Source organism: Flavobacterium sp. RHBU_24 (genome assembly GCF_046613695.1).
Classification (GTDB): domain Bacteria; phylum Bacteroidota; class Bacteroidia; order Flavobacteriales; family Flavobacteriaceae; genus Flavobacterium.
Map to the genome: position 1 here is coordinate 184,983 of NZ_JBKJHD010000006.1, position 25,745 is coordinate 210,727.

The following is a 25,745-nucleotide window of genomic DNA, read 5'->3' on the forward strand; positions in this document are numbered from 1 at the left end:
CTTAATTAATTGACACAATATGAGAAAAATTACGTTATTAATTGCCGCTATGCTAGCCTCTATGGGCAGTTACGCACAAACGGCTATTCAATACGGTTTTAACGCGGGTACAGGCACTTATGCAGAGCTCGCGTCGCCTACCGTATTAGGAAGTTCCACCACCACAGGTGGTGCTACATCATTAGATGATGTGGAGTACCAGGTTGCTTTTCCTTCAGGCTTTACCTTTAGTTATCTGGGTAACGCCCAAACCGCTGTTAATGTAGATACCAACGGGTACGTTGGGTTTAGTACAGCCGCGTGGACGGGGTATACTTACGGTCCGCTGGGCAATAACCCATCGGGCGGTACCACCGCAGGTATTATCTCTGCCTTTGGCGCCGACCTTAATGCTTACGCTAACACCACCACGGCCCCCGGCTCACTAAGCTGGGCAGTGGAAGGTACCGGTAATGACCTGGTTTTAGTAATTCAGTACAAAAACTTTAAGCCGTATGAATTTTCGGACACGGTAGACAGGCTGCTTAACTTCCAGATACGCCTTTATGCGTCTACGCATACTGCAAAGGCAAATTACATAGAGCTGGTTTATGGCAACAATGTTATTGGCGATGCCGCGTCTACAGGTGTAGATGTGGGTATACGTGGCGCGGGCACCGGATGGGCTGCAAATGTTAACAGCGTTATGCTTGATAACGTTCCCACGGGCACGTCATGCAACTGGCTGAACGCAGTTTCGGCAAATAACAATTCAAATGGTAACTACTTTAATAGTGCAAATGCCGCTATTAACATCCCTAACGGATTAGTGTATACTTTTTACCCGCAAAATGCTGCGGGCCCCAGCCCAGTGCGCACATTTGCGGCTACAACTTTTACCACTACCACAGCTACCATTAGCTGGACGGCTGCAAGTAATGCCACACAGTACAACGTGCAGTACAGGATTCCGGGCTCTTGTACCTGGACTGACTGGACCGGAAATCCTGTAAACGGTACAAGTGTAACCCTTACAGGGCTAACAGAACTTACACCTTACCAGGTGCGGGTACAGGCATCTATAGGTACTGTAAACGCTGTTTGGTCGCACATACCTAATACGGGGGGCGGCGGTAACGGTTATAGTGCCGCAGGAACATTTACAACACTGGCCAGCTGTATAGAGCCTACCGCGCTTGTGGCAGGCCCTGTAACTACAACAACGGCAAGCTATACCTTTACAGCATCTGTAACTACACCAGCATCAGGGTACGATTACTATTTAAGTACTTCATCTACTGCGCCTACAGGTTCTACTACGCCTACGGGTAATGTAGCGGGTACAGGAATAAACCTCTCTGCCCTGACGCCGAATACAGTTTATTACCTTTGGGTAAGGTCTAACTGTGGCAATGGTACAAGTGTATGGACATCGTCTGTTACTTTTGCAACGCTGTGCGAGCCAACGCCTTTAACCTATAATCAGGGGTTTAACGCTACTACTATACCTTCGTGCTGGACAAAACAAAACGTAGCGGTACAAACTACATCGTATATAAACTTTATAACCGCGGGTACTAACCCTACCTCCACTCCACAGGAGGGAAGCGGTTTTGTAAGGTACAATTCATACAGCGCTTCAGCCGGTGCTGAAGAGCGCCTTATCAGCCCACCGCTTGCATCAACCGGTGTAAGCAGTGTGGATGTTGAGTTTTACTGGTTCCAGTTAAATGGTTCCAGTTATAACTCGGGTAGCTACCTTAACGAGGGTGTTAATGTACAATATTCTATCGATGGAGGTGTTACGTGGGTTGCCGCCGGCGAATTTATCCCAAGGCATGTGGCTACCGCACCGGGCGCCGGAGAATGGTCTAGGAAAACAGTTACACTCCCGGCCGCTGCTGCAAACCAGGCAAACCTGCTTGTAGCATTAAAATTCCATTCGGAATTTGGCTATAATATGTTTGTAGATAACTTTACCGTTAAGGCTACGCCGGATTGTGCCAATCCTTCTGCGCTTACCCTTGTTAGCGCGGGTGAAAACGATCTAAACATATCATGGACGGCATCTGTATCGGCTCCGGCCAACGGATACCAGTATTATGTAAGTACCACGGCAACGCCACCTACCTCAGGTACGGTTGCTACCGGTAGTGTACCTGCGGGTACGCTTACTGCTGCAATAGGTTCGTTAACACCAAGTACCGGTTATTATATATGGGTGCGTTCACGTTGCGATACAAACCTTTACAGCGAGTGGGCCGGGCCACTTATGGCAGGCACACTTTGCGATGCAGGTGACGTAGTAACCACCACACCGGGTACAGCCTGCGGGCAGGGCACAGTAGCTTTAGCAGCAACTGCTAATACCGATGCTGTACTTAGCTGGTATACGGCCCCTACAGGCGGCGCGAGTGTAGCTACAGGTACAACCTATACTACCCCGTTAATTACACAAACAACTACATATTATGTAAGTTCAGGTAATGTATCTGCAAATAATACAGCAGTTGTAGGTGCTGGGGCTTCGTCAAGCGAAAGTGGCGGTATTTCGCCTTACTATCATGGCTGGGGTGGTGTTAAAACACAATACATAATAACCGCGGCAGAGTTACAGGCAGCAGGTGTTTTTGCCGGGCCAATAAACTCTGTAGGCTTTACTATAACTTCCCTTGGTACCGCAACGCTTAACAGCTTTGCGTTAAGTATAGGTACTACTACACAAAATGTGGCTACAAGCACGCATATAGACGGCTTGGTGCCGGTATACAGCAATGCCGCACAAACACTTACTACAGGGCTTAACAATTATGTGTTTTCATCTCCATTTGTTTGGAATGGTACCAGCAACATTGTTGTGCAGGTATGTTTTAGCAATGTAAATTTTGGGGGCACGAGTTCTGCAGTACAATATGACAACCCGGGCTATGTTTCGGCAACATATACCTATGCAGACAACCAGGCGGCATCTGCTATATGCCCCACTTTAACAGGGGCTGTAAATGGATCTGGTGGTACTACAACTAATAATGGCAGGGCAAAAATGACCTTTAATGCCACTACAATTTGTAATAGTGCACGCGTACCGGTAGTGGCTACTATAACTGCTGCGCCTGCCATAACAGCAACCGCAGCAGACACAGTGCTTTGCGCGGGCGAAACTACCCAGTTAAGTGTAACCAGCAACAATGCTGACTATACTTATGTATGGATGCCGGGTAACTTAACCGGCCCTGTACAAAGTGTAACACCAGCGCAAACAACAATGTACACGGTTACAGCAACCGATGGCGTAAGTGGCTGTGTAACTACAGCTACGGTAAACATTACCGTAAATGACCTGCCAAACGCCATTACCATAACTCCGGCTGCCCAGGCCATTTGTTCGGGCACGGTGCAGTCATTAGCTGTTACAGGTTCGCAGGCATCGGGTACGGCAGCAATTGGCAACGGTACTACCGCGCCATCTGCCACTTCATATCCTAATCCGTTAAGCGCTTATTACGGCGGTACAAAAACCCAGATATTATTTAAGGCGGCAGAGCTTCAGGCGCAGGGGCTAATTGTAGGCTCTTCTATCAACACTATTGCATTTGATATGTTCGCCTCTGCGGCAAATGCACTAATTGACCTGAGGATAAAAATTGGCTCAACGGCTGTAGCTGACCTTACTTCAGGTTTTGTAAATTCTGCCAGCCTTACTACAGTATATAATGCCAACTATACACCTACAGCGGGTGCTACAGGCTGGGTGCCTATTACACTTACCACACCGTATATATGGACGGGCGGCGATATAATTGTAGAAGTCGCCCATAATGCGGGTAACTTTGGTAACGGATCCGGCACAAGGACCAGGACAACCACTACATCTTACAACAGTGTATATACAGGCGCTATAGATGCTGTAACACCAGCCGGTGTTGCGAGCCTTGATGCTATAGCAGCGGGCGGTTATTCTGTAAATTCAGCATCTGTATTAAGGCCAAATGTGGCATTTAGCTACAGCTATGCAAATACAGTAACCTTTAGCCCTGTAGCAGGCTTATATACCGATGCCGCGGCTACAGTGCCATATGCAGGTACTAACCTTACCACCGTATATGCTAAGCCGCTTGAAACTACCACCTATATCGCTACTGCTACAAACATTGCAGGCTGTACCAGGACGGCTACGTCAGTAATTACGGTTACTACAATTCCTGCCCCTACCGGCGCAGCATCGCAAACGCTTTGCTATGGCGCCCCTATCAGCGATATTACGGCTGTGGGCGAGGAACTACAGTATTATACCACGGCTACGGGCGGTACCGCACTAAGCCCTACTACAACTGCTAATTTTGGTTTTTACTATGTATCTCAAACCGTAGGTGGCTGCGAAAGCCCTGCAAGGCTTGCGGTTGCAGTATCTATAAACCTTGTTGCCGCACCGGTAATTGCCGATGAAGAGGTAACATTTTGTAATGAAGGTACCGTGGCAGACCTTACTGCCACGGGCACAGGTATTGAGTGGTATGCAGCCGCAACAGGTGGTGAGCCGCTTGCTGCCGATACTGCCTTTACCGAAGGTACCACCGTATACTATGCATCTCAAACTGTGGATGGTTGCGAAAGCCCTGCCAGGGCCGGTGTAGCTGTTACACTTAACGTTACTGCTGCCCCTGAGGCAGATGCTATGCAAACATTTTGTAACACTGCTTCCGTTGCTGATCTTTCTGCTGAAGGAACTGACGTGATGTGGTATGCCACCGAGACCGGGGGCAATGCACTAACGGAAGATACAGTACTTACCAACGATGTTACCTATTATGCAGAACAGACCGTTGAAGGATGTACAAGTGCCGTAAGGACACCTGTTATGGCTATGATAACTGTAACCCCTGCCCCTGAAGCGGCAGCCGAACAAACATTCTGTAACCAGGGTATTGTAGCTTCGCTTGACGCAGAAGGTAATAATGTAATGTGGTATGCATCTGAAACAGGCGGTGAAGCCCTTGCAGGAGATGTAGCCCTTGAAGATGGTATGATGTATTATGCTTCTCAATCCGTTGAGGGTTGTGAGAGTATGATGAGGACACCTGTTACGGTTACTATCACTACAGTAATGGCAGATAGTTTAGAAGATGTAACTTCTTGCTACCAATATACGCTGCCTGCGTTGCAAAACGGTGCTTACTACACAGAACCGGGTGGTATGGGCGAGATGCTTGAGGCAGGTTATATAATATCAGGCTCTGCTACAGTATACATTTATGCTTCTCAGGGTGATTGTAGTGATGAAACCTCATTTGATATAACCATTTCTACCACCCCGGCTCCTGAGGCACAGTCTCCCCAGATTGTTACCGCAGAAAGTGCGGTTGCCACAATAGAAGATATCTTTGTTGCTGCTAATGGTGCAGTTACATGGTACGCTTCAGCAGGAGATGCGGCGAATGGTACCAACCCACTTGAAGCAGGTACCGCTATTGAAGCAGGCGCTACATATTATGCTACACAAACCATTGATGGCTGTACCAGCCAGGATATAGTTGCTGTAACGATAAGCGAAATACTGGGCGGCAAGTCATTTGACGCAAGTGCATTTACTTACTACCCTAACCCGGTTAAAGATGTACTACACCTTGAGTATTCATCCGAAATAACTTCAGTTGCCGTATATAACCTCCTTGGACAGGTAGTGCTCGCTAAACAGCCTAACGCTACTACGGCGCAGCTGGATATGGCACCGCTTTCTGAAGGTACTTATATGGTTATCGTTACTGCCGGTGATGCTGTACAAACAATTAAAGTTGTTAAAAGGCAGAACTAGTATTACTGATAAGCAGTAAAATTTTAAATTTAATGTAATTAAGCCACCTGAAAAGGTGGCTTTTTTTATTTTTTAAGCCTAACTTTGTTAAAAATAAGGGCTATAAATGCATTTTTCTCTAATTATTCCTGTATACAACAGGCCCGATGAAATCGAAGAGCTTTTACAGAGTTTAACACTCCAGGATTACAACAAACCCTATGAAATTGTAATTATAGAAGACGGCTCTACCATACCGTGCAGGGAGGTCGCCGCTAACTATTCGGCACAGCTTACAATTTCCTATTACTTTAAGCCAAACAGCGGCCCGGGCGATTCCCGTAACTACGGTATGCAGGTGGCTACGGGCGACTACTTTATAATATTAGACTCAGATTGTATCATACCGCCCCATTACCTTTCGGGTGTGGAGGCGCAACTTGCAAACGGTTATGTAGACTGCTTTGGCGGGTCTGATGCCGCGCTGAGCAGCTTTAGCCCGGTGCAAAAGGCCATTAACTTTGCCATGACTTCTTTTATGACTACGGGCGGCATTCGCGGTAAGTCAGAAAAAGTAAGCAAATTCCAGCCACGCAGCTTCAATATGGGGATAAGCAAAGAGGCTTTTGAATCTTCGGGTGGATTTGGAGACATCCATCCCGGGGAAGACCCTGACCTTTCAATCCGCCTCTGGAAAATGGGCTTTAAAACAAAACTGTTCAGCAACTGTTTTGTATACCATAAACGCCGTATCGACTGGGAAAAATTTAACCGGCAGGTTACAAAATTCGGCAAAGCACGGCCCATACTTGATAAGTGGCACCCCGAGTATAAAAAGATAACGTTTTTATTCCCTACGCTGTTTATGCTGGGCATGCTGCTGTCGTTTATACTTGCGTTTTCCGGTTTCTGGTATTTATTGTATTTTTATATCCTTTACTTTTTACTGGTTCTTTTAATTTCCGGTTTGCAAAGCGGTGTTGTGGTAGGTTTTTTATCGGTTATGGCGGTATTTATACAGTTTTATGGCTACGGAAGCGGCTACTTTGAATCATTTGTACGCATACACATCTTCCGCCAAAAACCTAAAATAGCATTCCCTGAATTATTTTTTAAATGAAAACAAAAGTAATAGGCTTAACGGGAGGCATAGGCAGTGGCAAAAGCACTGTGGCGCGCATGTTTGAAACATTGGGTGTACCCGTATATTATGCTGATGACGAAGCTAAAAAAATATTATATACAACCAAAGTTGCAGACGAACTGCATAAAGTATTTGGTGAAGCGGCTTTTACCGCTAATACACCCGACCGTGCTAAAATTGCGGCGCTTGTTTTTTCAGATAAAGAAAAGTTAAGGCAGTTAAACGCTATAATCCACCCCAGGGTTGCGCTGCATTTTAACGACTGGGTTTTTAACCATCAAAATCTGCCTTTTGTAATTAAAGAGGCTGCCATATTATTTGAAAGCGGGGCTTATAAGCAATGCGACGCTGTAATAACTGTCACAGCTCCGCAGGAGGTTCGTATTGACCGCGTGATGGCGCGTGACGGAGCTTTGCGTGGGGATGTTGAAAAAAGAATGGCAAACCAGTGGGCAGAAGAAAAGAAAATTGCGCTTAGCGATTATGTTATTGAGAATATTTCGCTTGATAAAGTCCAAAAAGAGGTTGTTAAAATATTTAATTTTCTGAATAATCCTAAAAAATGAAGTAAGTTGTTAATGTTTGGTTAATGGTTTTTTACTCTAAATGTTAAAATGTTAATTTTGTAGTGATGAATAAGACCCGATTTCGCCTTTTAGTTTTTTTTATGAGCCTTTCGCTATTAGGCATAATACTTGTACAGCTTTATTGGGTTAATAGTTCGTTAAAAAAAAATGACGAACAGTTTAAGTATCATATCCAGCAGGTGCTTGCCCGTGTTGCTACGCAAATGCAACGCCTGGAAGCGGAAGAATTTTATAAAGTTTACCTAAAATATAAAGACAGTACCGGTAATGTACCTACACGCACCGATATGATCAGGCTGTATGATATGCAGGCCATGGGCCAGAGCAGGCGTCCTATTATATACAGCCAACAGGTAACCCGGGAGCTTGATGACGCGTTCTTTGATAAAGAAAAATTTGATGCTTATGTTACCAGGAAAGCTGGTAAGGCCGCTTCTGATTCACTTATTGTAAATAATGAAACCGAAACAGATGTAGAAAGGGTACTTAGTTTTCAGAAAGATGTATTCTTAAAAGATTTTCGCCGGCATAATGACCTCGAGAACTGGCTTACCAAAGATAGGTTAAGAGAGGTTATAAGCACAGAGCTTAAGCAAAACGGGGTAGATACACCGTTTGAATTTGGTGTATTTAACGAAGGTATACCTACCAAGATAAATTCGGGTAATTTAAGTTCTGAGCCCAAGCCTATTGTGCATAAGCTTTTTGATGCGGGGAGCGATTATAACGGGTACAGGCTTTTTATAGGCTTCCCAAAAAAACAGCAGTATATAGTATCCTCTATTTTTGGGATTACAATGCTGTCTATTGTGTTTACGCTTATTATCATTATTGCTTATTTAAGCGCCATTAACCAGTTGATAAAGCAAAAAAATATATCGGAGATAAAAACCGATTTTATTAATAATATGACTCATGAGTTCAAAACGCCGATAGCTACCATTAACCTGGCGCTCGACGCGATTAAAAACCCAAAGATATTTAATGATAAAGAGCGTGTGCAGTATTACCTGCAAATGATACGTGAAGAAAACAAGCGGATGCACTCGCAGGTAGAAAATGTGCTACAAATATCAAGGCTTGATAAAAAAGAGCTTGATATCGCTAAAGATGCCGCCGATGTAAACGATGTACTGGAACATGCAATCGAGCATGTAAGGCTTATAATTGAAGCAAGGCAGGGCACACTAACCAGGCACTTTGATGCGGCACGTACCACTGTTTTGCTAAATGATATGCATTTTACTAATGTTATTGTTAATATTTTAGACAATGCAATCAAATATTCTCCTGATGAACCCGTTATAGATATATATACGGAAAATATTAAGGATTTTATACTTATAAAAATACGCGACCACGGGTTGGGTATGGGAAAGAATACGCAAAAGCGCATTTTTGAAAAATTTTACCGCGAGCATACTGGCGACCGCCATGATGTTAAAGGGCACGGGTTAGGTCTGGCTTATGTAAAAAGGATTATTGATGACCATAATTGTCATATATACGTAGAAAGCGAAAAAGGGAAAGGCAGTACCTTTATAATAAAAATGCCACTGATAAATTAAAAAAAATATGGAAGAAGTAAACAAAAAGATTCTTTTAGTGGAGGACGACCCAAACTTTGGGGCCGTGCTAAAAGATTACCTGCTGATTAACGATTTTGATGTTACACTTGCCAAAAATGGCATGGAAGGTTTTGAGAAATTCAAGAAAGACAATTTCGACCTGTGCATTCTTGATGTAATGATGCCCTATAAAGACGGCTACACGCTGGCCCGTGAAATAAGGGAGAAAAATAAAGAAGTGCCTATCATTTTCCTTACTGCAAAATCTATGAAAGAAGATGTGCTAAAAGGTTATAAAGTAGGGGCCGATGACTATCTTAATAAACCGTTTGACTCTGAGGTGCTTTTGATGAAAATCAAGGCCATCATACAAAGGAAATCAAGCGAAACTAAAACGGATAACTCTAAATTTGAGTTCCAGATAGGTAGATTCCACCTTAACTCTAAGCTGCGCTTCCTTACCTTTGATAAGGATGAACCGATAAAGCTGTCGCCAAAAGAGAATGAACTGCTTAAGATGCTTGCACTGCATGAAAACGACCTTATGCCGCGTGAGCTTGCCCTTACCAAGATATGGAGGGACGACAACTACTTTACGTCACGCAGTATGGACGTGTATATTGCCAAGCTGCGTAAATACCTGAAACCGGATGAAGAAGTAGAAATACTTAACATTCATGGAGAGGGCTTTAGGCTTGTTGTAAAAAACAAGGTGACTGAAGAAAGTAAATAAGTATATTTATAATTCCTCTTACAGGTTATATGCTATATGCCGTGCGGGCCAGCTGTAACCATGCAGGAGGAATTTTCCAGTTTCTGGAGTAACATGAACACCCGGGAGTTTAAAATTCCCGGGTGTTTTTTTATTATTGATTATTTCCGGTATCTGTCATTAAGGCCTATTCCATCGAGTATCATGGGCTTTATTTTTTCAAAGCGGTTAGCCTGGGTTTTTTCCTGCTTCGCTTCGGCTATATATTCGCAAAATTCACGTTGCTTATAGGCAGAAAAACCTTCAAAAGCGGTTTTAAGTTTTAAATCTGCCTGCAATTTCACCTCAAGGTATTCCGGAACTATTGTCTCTTTTTTATCGGGTGTTATGGCCAGCCCGGCTTTTTCTACTTCAATGGCTTCATTGATATATCCAAGAACCCGTTCTTCGTCTATCTCAGCCGCAGATGTAAAACGCCATTGGCGTAAGCCCTTTGTATTGCCTTCGTTTGCATTAAGAAGCACGCCTTTAGCATCTTTAAGAAAAACACCTTTTATAAACCAGATCGCCACATAGTTTTTAAACCCGCCCAAACCCAAAACGTTCTTGCCTTTGTAGGTAAACATTGGGCCGCCCCATTTAGTGGTTTCTGTAAGGCCCGTTTTGTTAATTATCTGGCGCAGCTTTTCTATTTCATCAGGCCATTGGGCCGACTTATCCCAGGCCTTTTTTGGCTTTTCATCCATATACTACTTTTTTATTTCAGCAGTAAGTTCGGCTATTTTTACGATTACTTCCATGGCTTTTACCATACTTTCTACAGGTACATACTCATATTTGCCATGAAAGTTATGTCCGCCGGCAAATATATTAGGGCAGGGCAGCCCCATGTACGACAGTTGGCAGCCGTCGGTACCGCCGCGTATGGGCTTAATAATCGGTTTAATATCCAGTTTTTTCATGGCCTTTTCGGCAATTTTTACAATATGGAAAACCGGCTCTACCTTTTCCTTCATATTATAATACTGGTCTTTTATTTCGGCAGTGGCGATATTACCGCCAAATTTTTTCTTGTATTTGCGGTTTATTGAGTCCACTATTTTCTTTACCAGCTTTTTGCGCTTTTTAAAGCGCTTGCTGTCGTGGTCCCGTATAATAAGTTGTACGGTACTTTCCTCTATACTGCCTGTAATTCCGGTAACGTGGAAAAAGCCTTCGTAACCCTTAGTGAGTTCTGGCACTTCGTTAGCGGGTAACGACGAAATGAACTTATTGGCAATAAGCATAGAATTTATCATCTTGCCCTTTGCATATCCGGGGTGTACGCTCTTGCCTTTAAAAGTGATTTTGACCCCCGCAGCGTTAAAGTTCTCATACTCCAGTTCGCCTATCTGGCTGCCATCCATGGTGTAGGCCCAGTCGGCGCCAAATTTTGCCACATCAAACTTATGTGCGCCACGGCCTATTTCCTCGTCCGGGGTAAAGCCCACGCGAATTTTTCCGTGTTTTATTTCAGGATGCTGCACCAGGTATTCCATAGCGCTTACAATCTCGGTAATACCGGCTTTATCGTCGGCACCCAGTAAAGTGGTACCATCGGTAGTAATCAGGGTCTGGCCTTTGTATTGCAGCAGGTCGCTAAAGTATTTCGGCGAAAGCACGATGCCTTGTTCTGCATTAAGTACAATATCACCGCCGTCATAATTAGGTACAATCTGCGGCTTTACGTTAGCACCGGTAAAATCGGGTGTGGTATCAAAATGCGATATAAAACCTATAACCGGCACATTGTGCTCCACGTTACTCGGAAGCGTAGCCATAATATAGGCATTTTCATCTATGGTAACCTCCTCAAGGCCTATGGCTTTAAGCTCATCTACAAGCTTATTCGCAAGGTCCCATTGCTTCGCGGTGCTCGGTGTAGTGTCAGAATTGGGGTCAGATTCAGTATCAACGGTTACATACCCTATAAAACGGTCTATTATGTGCTGCATTTTGCTGGATTTAATGAAGCGCAAATTTACAATAAATTTACATTGCCAATGTTAAGTTTTACAACAGCGTAATTTCGAAGGCAATATTCTGCCGGGCTGTGGTTTCATATTTTTCCTGAAAGTAGGGTGTTTTAAAAATATATTCCATGTCCAGAAAATGCGCAAGCGCCTTTTTCCTTCCGGGGTTATAAAGGAAATCAGGGTAAATGCTATACTCATTCCTTATATTTTTGCTGTACTGTAAATAGCTTTCAAGGGAAGTGCCAAGTATGGCCAGGTCGGCGTCAATAAGATAATTGGTATCAGCGTCACTACTTAAATCGTGTCTTTTTGTAGCCATTATTTGCTCAAAGCACAACTGCTTTTTATTTTCGGGATACTGAATTTCTGCAAGGCGCTTTATAGCGAGCGCCGCGCTCTTTTCCTCATTATCCTTTTTGCTGGCATTGTAAACCGCATCATGGTAAAATAATGATAACATCAATGTATCCCAATCGGCAATTTCATGTTTTACCCCAATCAATTCGGCATACATGTTTTCAAGATGGGTAAGGTTGTGGTAGTGGCGGCCTTTTGCACTGTATGCTTTTTCGAGTTCCTGCCAAAAAATCTCGGCAGTACTGCCATTATCTGTATGCTGTTGTACAAGGCATATAAAAATTTCTTTCAGCATGATTTAATTTACCCTGGCGGGATATATCAGGTAATAAATAATCAGGAAGTACAGTAGCAGTGCTATACCATTAACCACGATATAAACGCCTTGAGTAAAGCTTAAAAAAGAAAACAGGACGTTAGACAGTAAAAAGCCGAAAAAGAATATAAATGATGTTGTCCGCACGTTTAAACCAGTTCGGTAATAATTAAAGCGCGCTCCTATACTGAAAAAAAGAGTTGTAAAAAGGAGTATAAAACTGCCTGCGCACAGTACTTCTTTAAGGGGGTTATTGTTAAATGTGTAGAATGCATAAGATATAAGAAGGCATAGTGCCAATGTTATAAGTGTGGTTACCGGGTTTGCTTTCATAAAATAATTACTTTGTTGGTGCTGGTGGGGGTGGGGGTGCCTGCCCAAAAACTTCGGCCATGGCAGGGTTGTCTGTAGCTGGCTCCCAACCGGCCATGCCCTGTTTCCAGATATAATGTTCGCCTGTAAATTGGCCACTGAGAGCAAACTCTTTGAGCTGCGCCACGGTATAGGGCCCTGATTGCTGGCCGTTTATGGCAATAAAATATGTAACAGCGGGCGGGGGAGGTGGGGTACTGTCCATACTTCCCATCATGCCACCCATTTGGTTTGCCATGGCTCCGCCCAGTGCCATTCCGGTTATCACGCCTGCGGCGCTAAAACCACCACGCCCGCGTCCACCTTCTACTTCGCTCATTTCTCCTAAGTTGCCTGCCGCGGTTTTAAGAACATCTGCCTTAAGGTTTACCTGGTGCACGGCAAAGTTTTTACCTTCCACACCCATTTCTATGTCTTTTCGCTGTATGCGGGCCAGCTCAGTAAGATTTGTTATCTCTACCTCAGTTTTCACCCCCACAATACGGGTTTGCAAATCGGCAGTGGCGCTTTTAAGCTGTGTGTAGGCAATGCTGGTTTTATCGAGCTCAAGCGCCGTAATGTCTATACGCCTTAGGGCAATGCCAAAGTTATCTTCCAGTTCGGGCTTCACTTCGGCTAATATATAGTCTGATATTTCTTCTAATTTAGTTTCGGCCTGCATTACAGATATTTGCGCTTTGGTAAGGATGCCCAGTACCGCTGCTTTTGCCTTACGGGTGTAAAAATCGCGTATTTTAAGCTCAAGTTCCGGCAGGCTAAAATCCTGCAGGCGGTACTGCTTTATAAAATTAGTAATATCAGCTATGGTAAAGGTAAGCGTGCCCCTTACTGCACAAGGCACCCCAAGGTCTGGAAAGCGAGCGTCAAACACATCAAAATAAGGAATGCCAAAACGTATCTGTATATTTCGCTCAAAGTTAAAAAAGTACACTTCGGCCGTAAAAGGCGACTCGCCGCCAAATAACGAGCCTACGATGCCCGAGAGCACCGGGAAGTTGCCCGTTTCTATACCTTTATTAGCAGGGCCATAAAGTATATCTACAGCGTTAGCATCACCTCCGGGATAAAAGAATACTGCCCCTTCGCCGGGGCGTAGTACCAGCCTGCTGCCGTAGCGTATGGCATATTCTTTTTTAGAGCTGCCTTCACCGTCGCCGGGTGTCCATTTATGTACTAAAAAATCGTCTTCATCACAGCGGATAACATCTATAAACCCGCCATCATTCCCTCTGAATATATCGAAAATTCCCATAGCTATCTTTTTGTTTTTTTACTGTCTTTATAAATCATTTCATCAAGATTTATTGAAACCTCAAGGCTGGATGATTTTGGGTATGATGCCATTTTCATCGCTTCACGTGCTTCTTTAAACCGATGCTCGTCAGAAAGGTATTCAACCTGTTTTTCTACAATATCGTCTACTTTCCGTTCCATTTCATTCTCAAAAGGGTCGTTGTTTTTTATGGTACGCGCTAATTTTAGTGCCCCTATATAATCATGGGCTCCGGCGAGGCTGTCAATTTCCAGGTCGCGCACCTTTATAAAAAATTCGTCTCGTTTAGCTCCGTCTTCCATAAGCGCCATCGATTTTTTAGCTTCACTTATGCGCCCCATTTTTATGTGCCTTTCGGTCTTTTCTTCGGGCGACTCCCGGGATACCTCGGTTGTAGCGGAAGATGCAGGGCCTGACTGTGGCTTTGGCACCCGTAGTACTAAAAATATAATAACCCCTATAGTAGCAAAAGTAAAAAGTCCCGTAATATTTGCCTGCCTGTTGCGCTTGTTGCTCAGTTCACTTAATTCGGTATCTATGCCCTTAACTTCACCAAGTACTGATGTACTGTTTTCGTATTTTTTTGTCATGTCATAGCTTAATAAACTAAACTCGGTAACATAACGTTTTGTAGCCTTTTCATAGCGATCAAACAGGGTCTCTTTCTTGATGAACTTTTTATAAATGATGTATAAGCCGCTGGAAATAAAAATGAGAATCCCTGATTTAATTACTTTACCAAAACCTTCTGCCTTGGCCGTCTTTATTTTAGAAGCAACCTTATTAAGCTTTCGCATATCTGCCTGTAGCGATGTATGCTGCCTTTCTTCATCTATCAAAAAATTTTGCTTGTCGGCGGTTGTATAGCCTTCTGTTTCGTTGTTGTTAGTTATAAAATTGCACGAAGGGCACACCACGCTAACCCCGGTAAGTTGCTCGCCACACTTAGGGCACTTACTCTTGTCAACAGGCTCACCTGCCTTTTTGTCCCGGTTTATTTCAAATAGCCTCGCATCAATAATAATATCAACTTCATCTGCGCTCATGCCCATCGCTTCTCCCTTTTTTCGCAACACGTTACGTTCTTTTTCGTTCAGGAAGCCGTCTGTGAGGGTTATGTCGAGCAGTTTTTGAAATTCAGGATTCATTTTGGTCTGTTTTTTAAAAGAATTGGTTACAGCCAAATTTAAACATTCTGTATAAATGTACAAGTAGTTCTTAACGGTGTAAATATAAAAATGCTTAATTATTAGTAATTTCATATTTTTGCAATAACAACACACAAAACAACAATGTATAAAGCGCTTATAAGGCCATTGCTTTTTAGGTTTGACCCTGAAAAGATACACCACTTTACGTTTTCATCTTTACGATTTTTAAATGCCATACCTGGTATGCCGTCTATAATAAAGACGGCTTATAACCTTAACGACCCACGCCTGGAGCGTGAGGTATTTGGGTTAAAGTTTAAAAACCCCGTGGGCCTCGCAGCCGGTATGGATAAAGATGCAGCATTGTACAAACAGCTATCTAACCTTGGGTTTGGCTTTATAGAGATTGGTACACTTACACCAAAACCGCAGGAGGGCAACCCTAAAAAGAGGCTGTTCAGGCTGCGGAAAGACAGCGCCATAATTAACCGTATGGGCTTTAACAACGGTGGTGTAAAAGCAGCGGTGGAGCGCCTTAAGCAAAATCCCGAAGGCAAAGGCCATGTACTGATAGGCGGCAACATAGGCAAAAACAAGCTTACGCCAAATGAGGAAGCGGTTAACGACTATATTATTTGTTTTGATGAACTGTTTAATTATGTAGACTATTTTGTGGTAAATGTAAGTTCGCCCAACACACCTAACCTTCGGGAACTGCAGGACAAGGAGCCGCTTACAAAACTGCTGCAAACGCTTCAGGACAAGAATACGGCCAGGCCGAAACCAAAGCCCATATTGCTTAAAATAGCGCCCGACCTTACCGATGAGCAGCTGCTGGATATTATAGATATTGTAAAAACTACTCAGATAGCCGGGGTTATCGCCACGAACACCACGATATCACGCGAGGGGCTGCAAAGCGAAGACAAAAACGAAGCAGGCGGCCTTAGCGGCAAGCCCTTAGCAAAAAGGGCCACCGAGGTGATACGCTTCCTTTCGGAAAAAAGTAATAAGGCATTCCCTATAATAGGGGTGGGCGGCATACACAGCGCCGATGATGCCATAGAAAAGCTGGAGGCAGGCGCAAGCCTGGTGCAGCTGTATACGGGCTTTATATATGAAGGCCCACAGCTTATTAAGGATATTAACGAGAGGATTTTAGAAGGATAGCTTCTACGCTACTGAGCTACTAAGCGGCTCAGCAGCTCGACGGCTTAGCAGCTTTAAATATGGAGAGAATTAAAATCATCGAATGTCCGCGGGATGCCATGCAGGGTATAAAACCATTTATACCTACGCAGCGCAAGATAGCTTACATACAGAGTCTTTTGCGTGTGGGTTTTGACACCATCGATTTTGGCAGCTTTGTATCGCCCAAGGCCATTCCGCAAATGCAGGATACGGCTGCGGTACTTGCAGGCTTAGACCTGGGCGCTAGTAATAGCAAGCTGCTGGCCATTATTGCCAACACCCAAGGTGCAATTGCTGCTGCACAATATAAAGAAATACAGTACCTGGGGTTCCCGTTCTCTATATCAGAAAACTTCCAGATGCGGAATACCCATAAGACGATAGCACAATCGGTAGTTACCTTACAGGAAATACTGGACATTGCTCATAGAGCCGATAAAGAAGTGGTGGCCTACCTGAGCATGGGTTTTGGTAACCCCTATGGCGACCCGTGGAACGTGGATATAGTAGGGGAGTGGACGCAAAAAATGGCCAATATGGGCGTGAAGATACTTTCGCTGAGTGACACCATAGGCAGCAGCACGCCCGATAGTATTGCTTACCTGTTTTCGCACCTTATCCCGGCGTTCCCTGGTGTGGAATTTGGCGCGCACCTGCATACAGTGCCCGATAAATGGCACGAAAAAATTGATGCTGCCTACAAAGCCGGTTGCCGACGTTTTGATGGTGCGATACAGGGCTTTGGCGGATGCCCCATGGCGAAGGACGAACTTACAGGCAACATGCCCACCGAAAAGATGCTCTCGTATTTTACCGTTGTCAAGGCAAACAGCGGGCTTAACTCGTTAAGCTTTGAAAGCGCGTATAATGAGGCTACGAAGTTGTTTGGGGAGTTTCATTGATGTAAAAAAGTCCCTTTTAAGAATGTAAAAAAGGACTTTTTTTAAATACAGTTTTTAACTGTTAGTTCTTTATAAATTTAAGACTGGTTGTGCCTTCATTTATTTTTATAAAATATACACCCTTTTCAAGGGCATCAACCGCTATCCTTGGTGCATTTCCGCTAAGGCTGCCAGATTTTATCTGCCTGCCGTTTACATCAAAAACATTATAAGCATCAGTATTAAAGCCTTCTCGTGATGTAATTTCAATAAATGAGTTTGCAGGATTTGGGTGAAGGGTTATGCGTTCATTATCAATAAAGTCCTCGGTAGCGGCGGTTCCTGAGCCATTATACCGCGCGAGGGCTATTTTACCACCGGAATATCCTGCTACAACTATTTTCTCGTCAGACTGTAGTTTCATGTCAAGAGCAAAGTTTAGAGTATTCTCAAAAGCAGTAGAAACAGCCCCATTAGTGCCAAAAGTAGTATCTAAAGAAAGGTTAGTTAGTACCCTTGTCAGAAAAAAATCATATTTACCAGTAGCAATGTTATAAATTGATCCGCAGCTAAGAATTTTACCGTTAATATCTTTGGCGATGCCAAAATTATAAACATCCTTGTTTTGGCCAAAATCATAAGTTTGATAGCTCATTGTACCTGAGGCATTTGTTAATCCCGTGTACAATATATTTTGATCATAGTAATAATCATAATATCCATTAAAATAAAAACTGTCGTTAGCATTTAAAATTACCGAATAGGTTCTGTTGTCTAATCCATAAATAAACTCTTCTTCATATCCATCTGTTGAAAATGTAGTATCAAAGGTACCGTTGCTATTTAATCTGCAATGATAATGGTAAGCATCATAATAAGCATCATATATTATTTCTTTTCTCCAGCCTACTGCTATTATTTTACCATTAGATTTTAGTGCCAGATCTTCTATTGCAAATAAACCTGTAAACCATACATCAGTTAAATCAATTACTTTTCCTCCTGTGCCGAAAGTGGTATCTAATGTTCCATTACTAGTATAACGTGCTATGATTGCCTGTGATTTTATTGTTGTAATAGCTGAACTGCCACCCACAATAATATTTCCAGTAAGTGCATGAATTTTAACAACTTTATATTCATCTTGCCTCGTAGGGTTACCGGATGTTGAAAAATTTGTAAATACTTTACCTGACGAGCCGAAAGTAGTATCTAATGTTCCGTTGGCATTTAAACGCATCACTACTCCGTCTTTGTTACTTCCGTTATCGGAATATCCTGCTAAAATTAATTTCTGATCACTTTGTATATCAATAGAATACGCTTTATCGTCACTTCCTAATTGTAAGTCAAAAGTAGCGATCCCGTTAGTGCCAAAACTTGTATCTAAAGTACCATTAGCATTGTATCGTGTACAAATAAAATCGTTACCCGAAACATCACTAAAAGTATAGCCCGCAATAACAATCTTATTATCAGCCTGTATTACTACCCCATATGCTTTTTCATTGTTATTTATTGTTGTTAATACCTTACCTCCTGTACCAAAACTGGTATCAAGGCTTCCGGCCTGGGAATAGCACTGTGCTATTGCTAATAAAAATAAGGGTAATAGTTTTTTCATAAATTGGTATTTATTGGTTGGTAACTAGTGTAGTAAAGATTGCTAAAGTAAAATAAATTTTTAGAGAGTGAAAAAATTCGGCAAAAAAATAATATTTAATTAAATTATATTAATATTTGGCAATGTTATAGATACAGCAATTATGGCTATAATTAAAATCTATAACAATACTGCTTTTTTATTCCTGTAAAAATGACTATATTTGCACGCAATTTAACTACAAATTGCAACATGAAAGCACACACAACAAAAATCATCGGGGAAGGCCTTACTTACGACGATGTACTGCTTGTACCGAATTACTCTGAAGTATTACCCCGAGAAGTAAATATACAATCTAAATTTTCCCGTAATATTATTCTTAACGTTCCTGTGGTTTCAGCCGCTATGGATACCGTTACCGAAAGCGCTATGGCGATTGCCATGGCCCGCGAAGGCGGTATAGGCGTGCTGCACAAGAACATGACCATAGAGCAGCAGGCTGCTGAAGTTCGCAAAGTAAAACGTGCAGAGAGCGGCATGATAATCGACCCGGTTACATTACCCCTTACCGCTAACGTTAAGGATGCCAAGAACGCCATGCGAGAGTACGGTATAGGCGGTATACCCGTGGTGGATGAAAACGGCGCGCTGAAAGGTATTGTCACTAACCGTGACCTTCGTTTTGAAAAAGACTTTGCCAGGCCTATTACTGAGGTAATGACTTCGCAAAACCTGGTTACCGCGCCCGAAGGCACTACCCTTGATGTGGCCGAGGTAATACTACAGAGCCATAAAATAGAAAAACTTCCCGTTGTAAATGCCGATAATAAGCTGGTAGGGCTTATTACCTTTAGGGATATTACTAAGGTAACCCAAAAGCCCATAGCCAATAAAGATAAGTTTGGCCGCCTTCGTGTGGCTGCCGCGCTTGGCGTTACCGCAGATGCAGTATCCCGTGCTGAAGCACTTGTAAATGCAGGTGTTGATGCCGTGGTTATCGATACAGCGCACGGGCATACGCAAGGAGTGGTTAACGTACTGAAAGAAGTAAAAGCAAAATTCCCCGAGCTGGATGTGGTAGTGGGTAACATCGCTACGCCTGAAGCTGCACTTTACCTTGCCGAAAACGGCGCAGATGCGGTTAAAGTAGGTATAGGCCCGGGATCTATATGTACCACACGTGTGGTAGCCGGTGTTGGCTTCCCGCAGTTTAGCGCGGTGCTTGAGGTAGCCACTGCCCTTAAAGGCACAGGCGTACCGGTTATTGCCGATGGCGGTATACGCTACACGGGCGATATTCCTAAGGCGCTTGCCGCAGGGGCTTCATGTGTAATGCTGGGCTCGTTGCTTGCAGGTACTAAGGAATCGCCGGGCGAAACAATAATATTTGAAGGGCGTAAATTTAAGTCCTACCGGGGTATGGGCTCGGTTGAGGCCATGCAGGAGGGCAGTAAAGACCGTTACTTCCAGGATGTGGAAGATGATATTAAAAAACTGGTTCCGGAGGGTATTGTGGGCCGTGTGCCTTACAAAGGCGAACTGTTTGAAAGCATGCTGCAGTTTATAGGCGGGCTGCGTGCCGGTATGGGCTACTGCGGTAGTAAAGATATCGAAACCCTACAGGAAACCTCACGCTTTGTGCGCCTTACCTCAAGCGGTATCGCAGAGAGCCACCCGCATAATGTTACCATTACTAAAGAAGCGCCTAATTATTCAAGGTAAATTTAGTGAAACATACAAAACAAGAATGGCTGTTTTTTATGCAGCCATTCTTGTTTTGTAGAGCATGGAGGTTCTTAGTTGCTTAGGTACTAAGTGCCTTGGAACCTACAAATTCTTAATAAACGTTGCCCGTCTTTTATGTATTATAGGGTCAAAGTTTTTCCAGAGGTTGTGTATGGCGTTGTTTTCGTCAAGCTCCGGGGTACGAATGCATTGCTCTATTTTATTGGCCTTAAAGGCATTAAAATACTCTTCAAAAATAATGGCCGTTACGCCCTTGTTCTGGTATTCCGGCGTAACGCCTATCAGGTAAAAAGCCACGCCTTTACTGTGTTTCCGTGCCCTTAGCAGGTGGTACCACCCAAAGGGGAACAGGCTGCCGTTTGCTTTTTTAAACGCGGGTGCAAAATCAGGCATTACGATGCTAAAGCTTATCAGCTTATTATTTTCATCTACAATAAACTTAATGTACTCCGGGTTTATAAAGCTTACATATTTCTTTTTAAAATACTCTTTCTGCCTTTCTGACACTGCCACAAACGACGATAATTTGGCATAAGACGTATTAAAGAGGTCAAACATTTCATCCACCCACGGCATTATATCCTTTGGTGTTTTCAGGTCGAGTACCCGCAGCTTGTACCGTTTTTTAATCATGGCACTGGCCTTCATAAACAGGTTAGGGTCTACGTTATTAAAAGAAAAAATACTTTCTATAAATTCTTTTTCTTTTACGAAGCCCAACTGTTGCAGGTGGTCTATATAATAGGCGTTGCTGTACCAGGTTATGGCGGTACCCATCTGGTCAAAGCCTTTTATAAGTATGCCCACCTTATCCAGGTTACTAAAGCCCATAGGACCCTCTACATGCTCCAGGTTGTGCTTGCGGCCCAGCTCATATACTTTTTCAAGCAATGCTTTAGTAACTTCTATATCATCTATAACATCAAACCAGCCAAACCGTACCTTGCTCTTTCCCTGATTTTTTACTTCCTGCCAATTAATGATTGCTGCCACTTTTCCGGCTGCTACACCATCTTTGTAGGCTATGTAGAAATAAGCTTCGGCATTATCAAAAGCCGGGTTCTCTTTTTTGTCAAAGGTAGCCAGCTCATCGCTGATAAGCGGCGGTATCCAGTTAGGGTTGTCTTTGTATAGCGTAAAAGAAAATTTTATAAATTCGGTAATTTCCTTTTTGGTAACAGCTTCTTTAATTGTAATCATTTATTAATTCCCTCCCTGCGGCTCAGGGCCAATAGGCTCCTGTTCCAGCATTTTTTTACGTTCTTCCCTTTCTCTTTTCCTCTTGTCTTTATCTTTTTGCTGTTTTTTCTTGTCTTCTTCCAGCAGGTCTTCGCGGTCGCCTTTGCCCGGCAGCATCACGTCTTCATAATTTGCGGTAAACCTCCATGAAAAGCCCACCCCACCATATAATATGCCGGGTGTATCTTTAAAATTACCGCTTATTGACGCATCAAACTGCATATTTTCGTTAAAAAGGTAAGCAGCGCCTACACGCCCTATACCATCGGCATAATAGTCGCTCTTATACGCCTGGAATTCCAGGAATCCCGACCATTTTTCGTTAAAACCGCGCGTTATTGTACTTATAAGCCCTGAGCTGGGGTAAGCGGTGCCTATCTTATCAAGTATAAGGTTATTTACCCATACCCATTTGCCAAAGTTGTTTTGCAGTATCAATACACCCTTTGGGCTTAACTTATCTTCCGGAAACGTATACGGATTGTTAGTCATGAAATTAAAACCGGCATATAAGGCAACTGCAGGTATAAAATTATGGTAGTTTACTTTATGGTTTGCCTTCCAGCTGTATAAATTTACCTTTGGGTTATAAAATTTATTAGGGTCATATACAAGGTATTTTACACCGAGGGTAAACCTGCTGAAATCGCCCCTGTTATACGTATAAATAGCATCCTGAAACTGGTCTGCCCGGTACTGCATGTCAACCATAAACTCAAGGTTCTCGTCAAATGCGCCGTAGCGTATCGCCAGGTCGCCGGTCATTCCGTTTGCCTCGCTGTTCAGTACACTGTGTTGCTCATGCACGCCATTGATTCCTGCCTCTACCTGGGCTATGGTTTTTCCTACAGCAAATGCACTTTGGCTCATGCCGGGGCGGTTGCTGTTTATTTCTTCCGTATACTGCGCGTGCAGGGTGCCAAATGCCAAAAGGGCAGGGAAGAGAACTTTTATTTTAAGCGTCATTATTTGGCTCGTTTATTGTTGTCCGGATTATACTAATTCAAATGTAGTATATTTATTATTATTTTAAGACGCAGAATTTAATTTTAAAACACACTTTGCGTACTTTTACAAAAACTTTATGATTATGGAAACAGCATCATTTGCAGGAGTAATTAAGACCATTTTTACAATTGTGTTAATTTACTATGCACTCGTGTTTCTTATGCGGCTGCTGGCACCGGTGCTGGTACAGCAGGTAGTTAAAAAAGCCACCCAGAATTTTACGCAGCAAAGGGAAGAGCAACAACAGCAATATACCCAGCAGCAGTATAAAGCACCGAAACAGCAAAAAGCAAACCCTAAAGCTACCAAGCAGGTGGGTGAGTATATAGAATTTGAAGAGCTTGATTAAACATTTCCCTGCCGGTGCAGGGTTTATTTTTTAACCTGTATGCTTTTATAATAAAAAAGACAATCAAACCAGAAATTTCTGTAATTTTAACTTAAAATAATACCATGAGAAATATAACACTACTGGCATGCGGGATACTGTTTTTTTACAGCTGCCAAAACCATGCACAAACAAGCGCTGCAAAAGCAGTAACAACTAAACCTATGGCTAAAGAAACAATATACCAGTTTAAAGTAACCGACCTGTATGGCGAACCTTTTGATTTTGCCTTGCTAAAAGGCAAAAAAGTTATTGTGGTAAACACGGCTTCTAAATGCGGCCTTACACCACAATACAAGGACCTTGAGGCCATTTATGAAAAATATAAAGACAAAGGCCTTGTAATAGTAGGTTTCCCCGCTAATAATTTTGCCAGCCAGGAGCCCGGTACCAGTAAGGAAATTGCCCAGTTTTGCCAGCAGAATTACGGCGTGACTTTCCCAATGATGGAAAAGATATCGGTAAAGGGAAATGATATGGCGCCCATATATAAATTCCTTACCCAAAAAAGTAAAAACGGCCTCCAGGACAGCGAGGTAGAATGGAACTTCCAGAAATACCTTATTAATGAAAAAGGCGAACTTGTAAAAGTAGTGAGCCCTAAAACCCTGCCCACCGATCCTGAAATTACCGACTGGTTAAGTAAATAATAAATTATAAGCCCCCTAACCCCCAAAGGGGGCATTCTTTCTCCTGCCCTTAAATGGGTGCGGGTGGAATTCCCCCTTTGGGGGTTAGGGGGCTACAAAATGATTTACCCTACAATACCCTTGGCTCAGAGCATTATGCAAATATGCCTGTCTAAGGGAATTACTGATATAGTAATATCTCCCGGCTCGCGCAACGCGCCGCTTACCATAGGCTTTGCCTCAAACCCAGAATTTACCTGCTATAGCATTGCTGACGAGCGCAGTGCGGCATTTTTCGGCATGGGCATGGCGCAGCAGCTTAAAAAGCCAGTGGCGCTGCTGTGTACTTCAGGCTCGGCGCTGCTTAATTATTATCCCGCTGTGGCAGAGGCTTTTTACAGCCAAATTCCCCTCATCGTTATTTCTGCCGACAGGCCGCACGACAAGATAGACATTGGCGACGGCCAAACCATCCGCCAGGAAAACGTATATGCCAACCATATTTTGTTCAGCGCCAATCTTACCGAGGAGGCTTCGGCGGAAAATGATTTCCTGATAAACAAGGCCATTGCCGTGGCCAGGATAGAGAAAGGCCCGGTGCATATAAATGCGCCCTTTGAGGAGCCGCTGTATAACACTGTAGATGAAGCAACTGTACAGGTTGAGGTGCAATATGCGCCCATAGAAGTAAAGCAGCTGCGCGAAGATATAACGCTATATGCGCGGCAATGGAACGCAGCTAAAAAGAAGCTGGTTTTAGTAGGCGTTAATGACCCCGGGATGATAGGGCAGGAGGTAATTGATTACCTGGCAGCTGACCCATCTATAGTGGTAATGACCGAAACCACCAGCAACCTGCACAATGACAGTTTCCTTAATAGTATTGATACTATAATTACTCCCTTTACGCCAGAAGATTTTGAGGCCTGGAAACCCGAAATACTGCTAACCTTTGGTGGTATGGTAGTTAGCAAACGCGTAAAAGCCTGGCTGCGCAAGTATGCACCGCAACGCCACTGGCATGTTGATTCCCTGCGCGCTTACGATACTTATGGTGCGCTTACAAAGCATTTTGAGGCCGACCCACACGTGTTCTTTGAGTCGTTCCTGCCACTGGTACATACGGTAGAAAGTATCTACAAGCAGCTTGCTATAGATACCAAGGCCTACCGTAAAGTAAAGCATGATGAATATTTACAAACAATCCCGTTTACGGACTTTACAGTGTTTGCCAAAACATTTTCTGCCCTGCCGGATGGCGTGCAGTTGCAGATAGGCAACAGTAGTGCCATACGCTACGCCCAGCTTTTTGACATAAAGCCGTCAGTTGAGGTGTATTGCAACCGCGGCACCAGCGGTATAGATGGCAGTACCAGTACGGCAGTGGGCGCCGCGGTAGCCAGCGGAAAGCCTACCGTGGTTATTACCGGAGATGTGAGTTTTCTATATGACAGCAACGCGCTATGGAACAACTACATCCCGAAAGATTTTAAGATACTGCTTATTAATAATGCCGGCGGAGGCATCTTCCGGATATTGCCGGGCCATAACGAAACGCCTGTTTTTAATACCTTTTTTGAAACTACCCATAACCATACCGCAGAGCACCTGGCTAAGATGTTTGGGTTTAATTACCTCACGGCTACTGATGAACTATCGCTGGAGGGCAGCCTGAAGGCATTCTTTGGCGACAGCCAAAAACCTGCAATCCTTGAAGTATTTACGCCCATGCGGGAAAATGATAAGATTTTACTCGACTATTTTAAGTATATAAAATAGAAAACAGCTGCTT

19 protein-coding genes are annotated in these 25,745 nt (G+C 43.5%); 11 read left to right on the top strand and 8 right to left on the bottom strand.

Annotated elements, in window-relative coordinates; translation table 11 throughout:
* Window positions 1-19: 19 nt before the first annotated feature.
* From ACLI09_RS08495 to ACLI09_RS08515, 5 genes are all read left to right on the top strand, one after another.
* On the top strand, window positions 20-5,791 hold the full coding sequence (locus ACLI09_RS08495; RefSeq protein ID WP_411419177.1) for a fibronectin type III domain-containing protein: 5,772 nt from the start codon (window positions 20-22) through the stop codon (window positions 5,789-5,791).
* A gap of 106 nt (window positions 5,792-5,897) precedes the next feature.
* A complete protein-coding gene (locus ACLI09_RS08500; protein ID WP_411419178.1) occupies window positions 5,898-6,890 on the top strand; it encodes a glycosyltransferase in 993 nt (330 codons plus the stop codon).
* Window positions 6,887-7,480 carry a dephospho-CoA kinase gene (coaE, locus tag ACLI09_RS08505; RefSeq protein ID WP_411419179.1) on the top strand — a complete coding sequence of 198 codons (594 nt, stop codon included), beginning with the start codon at window positions 6,887-6,889 and terminating at the stop codon, window positions 7,478-7,480. Before ACLI09_RS08500 ends, coaE begins: the two co-directional genes overlap by 4 nt.
* 65 nt (window positions 7,481-7,545) lie before the next feature.
* Complete coding sequence (locus tag ACLI09_RS08510) at window positions 7,546-9,069, top strand: sensor histidine kinase (RefSeq protein ID WP_411419180.1); 1,524 nt, start codon at window positions 7,546-7,548, stop codon at window positions 9,067-9,069.
* A gap of 7 nt (window positions 9,070-9,076) precedes the next feature.
* The gene (locus ACLI09_RS08515) at window positions 9,077-9,802 is read left to right on the top strand and encodes a response regulator transcription factor (RefSeq protein WP_411419181.1); all 726 of its coding nucleotides are present in this window, start codon (window positions 9,077-9,079) and stop codon (window positions 9,800-9,802) included.
* A 140-nt stretch (window positions 9,803-9,942) separates the two neighbouring features.
* Here ACLI09_RS08515 and ACLI09_RS08520 read toward each other — a convergent pair whose 3' ends face one another.
* The 5 genes from ACLI09_RS08520 to ACLI09_RS08540 all read right to left on the bottom strand — a co-directional run bounded on the left by ACLI09_RS08520 (window position 9,943) and on the right by ACLI09_RS08540 (window position 15,262).
* The gene (locus tag ACLI09_RS08520) at window positions 9,943-10,527 is read right to left on the bottom strand and encodes a YdeI/OmpD-associated family protein (RefSeq protein WP_411419182.1); all 585 of its coding nucleotides are present in this window, start codon (window positions 10,525-10,527) and stop codon (window positions 9,943-9,945) included.
* Between the two features lie 3 nt (window positions 10,528-10,530).
* Window positions 10,531-11,775: a peptidase T gene (pepT, locus tag ACLI09_RS08525; protein ID WP_411419183.1), complete on the bottom strand. Its 1,245-nt coding sequence runs from the start codon at window positions 11,773-11,775 to the stop codon at window positions 10,531-10,533.
* 58 nt (window positions 11,776-11,833) lie between these two features.
* The gene (locus ACLI09_RS08530; RefSeq protein ID WP_411419184.1) at window positions 11,834-12,448 is read right to left on the bottom strand and encodes a hypothetical protein; all 615 of its coding nucleotides are present in this window, start codon (window positions 12,446-12,448) and stop codon (window positions 11,834-11,836) included.
* 361 nt (window positions 12,449-12,809) lie between these two features.
* A complete protein-coding gene (locus ACLI09_RS08535) occupies window positions 12,810-14,093 on the bottom strand; it encodes an SPFH domain-containing protein (protein WP_411419185.1) in 1,284 nt (427 codons plus the stop codon).
* Between the two features lie 2 nt (window positions 14,094-14,095).
* Window positions 14,096-15,262, bottom strand: coding sequence for a hypothetical protein (locus ACLI09_RS08540; RefSeq protein ID WP_411419186.1), 1,167 nt, complete (start codon window positions 15,260-15,262; stop codon window positions 14,096-14,098).
* Window positions 15,263-15,406: 144 nt separating this feature from the next.
* Here ACLI09_RS08540 and ACLI09_RS08545 point away from each other — a divergent pair, with 144 nt between their 5' ends.
* Window positions 15,407-16,435, top strand: a complete 1,029-nt coding sequence (locus tag ACLI09_RS08545) for a quinone-dependent dihydroorotate dehydrogenase (RefSeq protein WP_411419187.1) — start codon at window positions 15,407-15,409, stop codon at window positions 16,433-16,435.
* Between the two features lie 59 nt (window positions 16,436-16,494).
* On the top strand, window positions 16,495-17,358 hold the full coding sequence (locus tag ACLI09_RS08550; protein ID WP_411419188.1) for a hydroxymethylglutaryl-CoA lyase: 864 nt from the start codon (window positions 16,495-16,497) through the stop codon (window positions 17,356-17,358).
* A gap of 61 nt (window positions 17,359-17,419) precedes the next feature.
* Here the strand turns inward: ACLI09_RS08550 and ACLI09_RS08555 are convergent, their stop codons facing one another.
* Entirely contained in the window at window positions 17,420-18,961 is a 1,542-nt protein-coding gene (locus ACLI09_RS08555) for a T9SS type A sorting domain-containing protein (protein WP_411419189.1), read from the bottom strand.
* Window positions 18,962-19,192: 231 nt separating this feature from the next.
* Here ACLI09_RS08555 and guaB point away from each other — a divergent pair, with 231 nt between their 5' ends.
* Complete coding sequence (gene guaB / locus ACLI09_RS08560) at window positions 19,193-20,665, top strand: IMP dehydrogenase (protein WP_411419190.1); 1,473 nt, start codon at window positions 19,193-19,195, stop codon at window positions 20,663-20,665.
* 105 nt (window positions 20,666-20,770) lie between these two features.
* On the opposite strand, the gene ACLI09_RS08565 is transcribed toward guaB, so the two are convergent.
* Window positions 20,771-21,889: a GTP cyclohydrolase gene (locus ACLI09_RS08565; RefSeq protein ID WP_411419191.1), complete on the bottom strand. Its 1,119-nt coding sequence runs from the start codon at window positions 21,887-21,889 to the stop codon at window positions 20,771-20,773.
* 3 nt (window positions 21,890-21,892) lie between these two features.
* Window positions 21,893-22,894 carry a transporter gene (locus tag ACLI09_RS08570; RefSeq protein WP_411419192.1) on the bottom strand — a complete coding sequence of 334 codons (1,002 nt, stop codon included), beginning with the start codon at window positions 22,892-22,894 and terminating at the stop codon, window positions 21,893-21,895.
* Window positions 22,895-23,018: 124 nt separating this feature from the next.
* Here ACLI09_RS08570 and ACLI09_RS08575 point away from each other — a divergent pair, with 124 nt between their 5' ends.
* The 3 genes from ACLI09_RS08575 (at window position 23,019) to menD (ending at window position 25,732) form a co-directional block, all read left to right on the top strand.
* Window positions 23,019-23,285 (top strand): DUF4834 domain-containing protein, encoded by a 267-nt coding sequence (locus tag ACLI09_RS08575; RefSeq protein WP_411419193.1) that lies wholly within the window; start codon window positions 23,019-23,021, stop codon window positions 23,283-23,285.
* 104 nt (window positions 23,286-23,389) lie between these two features.
* Window positions 23,390-23,974, top strand: coding sequence for a glutathione peroxidase (locus ACLI09_RS08580; RefSeq protein ID WP_411419194.1), 585 nt, complete (start codon window positions 23,390-23,392; stop codon window positions 23,972-23,974).
* Window positions 23,975-24,073: 99 nt separating this feature from the next.
* Window positions 24,074-25,732, top strand: coding sequence for a 2-succinyl-5-enolpyruvyl-6-hydroxy-3-cyclohexene-1-carboxylic-acid synthase (gene menD / locus ACLI09_RS08585; protein WP_411419198.1), 1,659 nt, complete (start codon window positions 24,074-24,076; stop codon window positions 25,730-25,732).
* Window positions 25,733-25,745 lie beyond the last annotated feature (13 nt).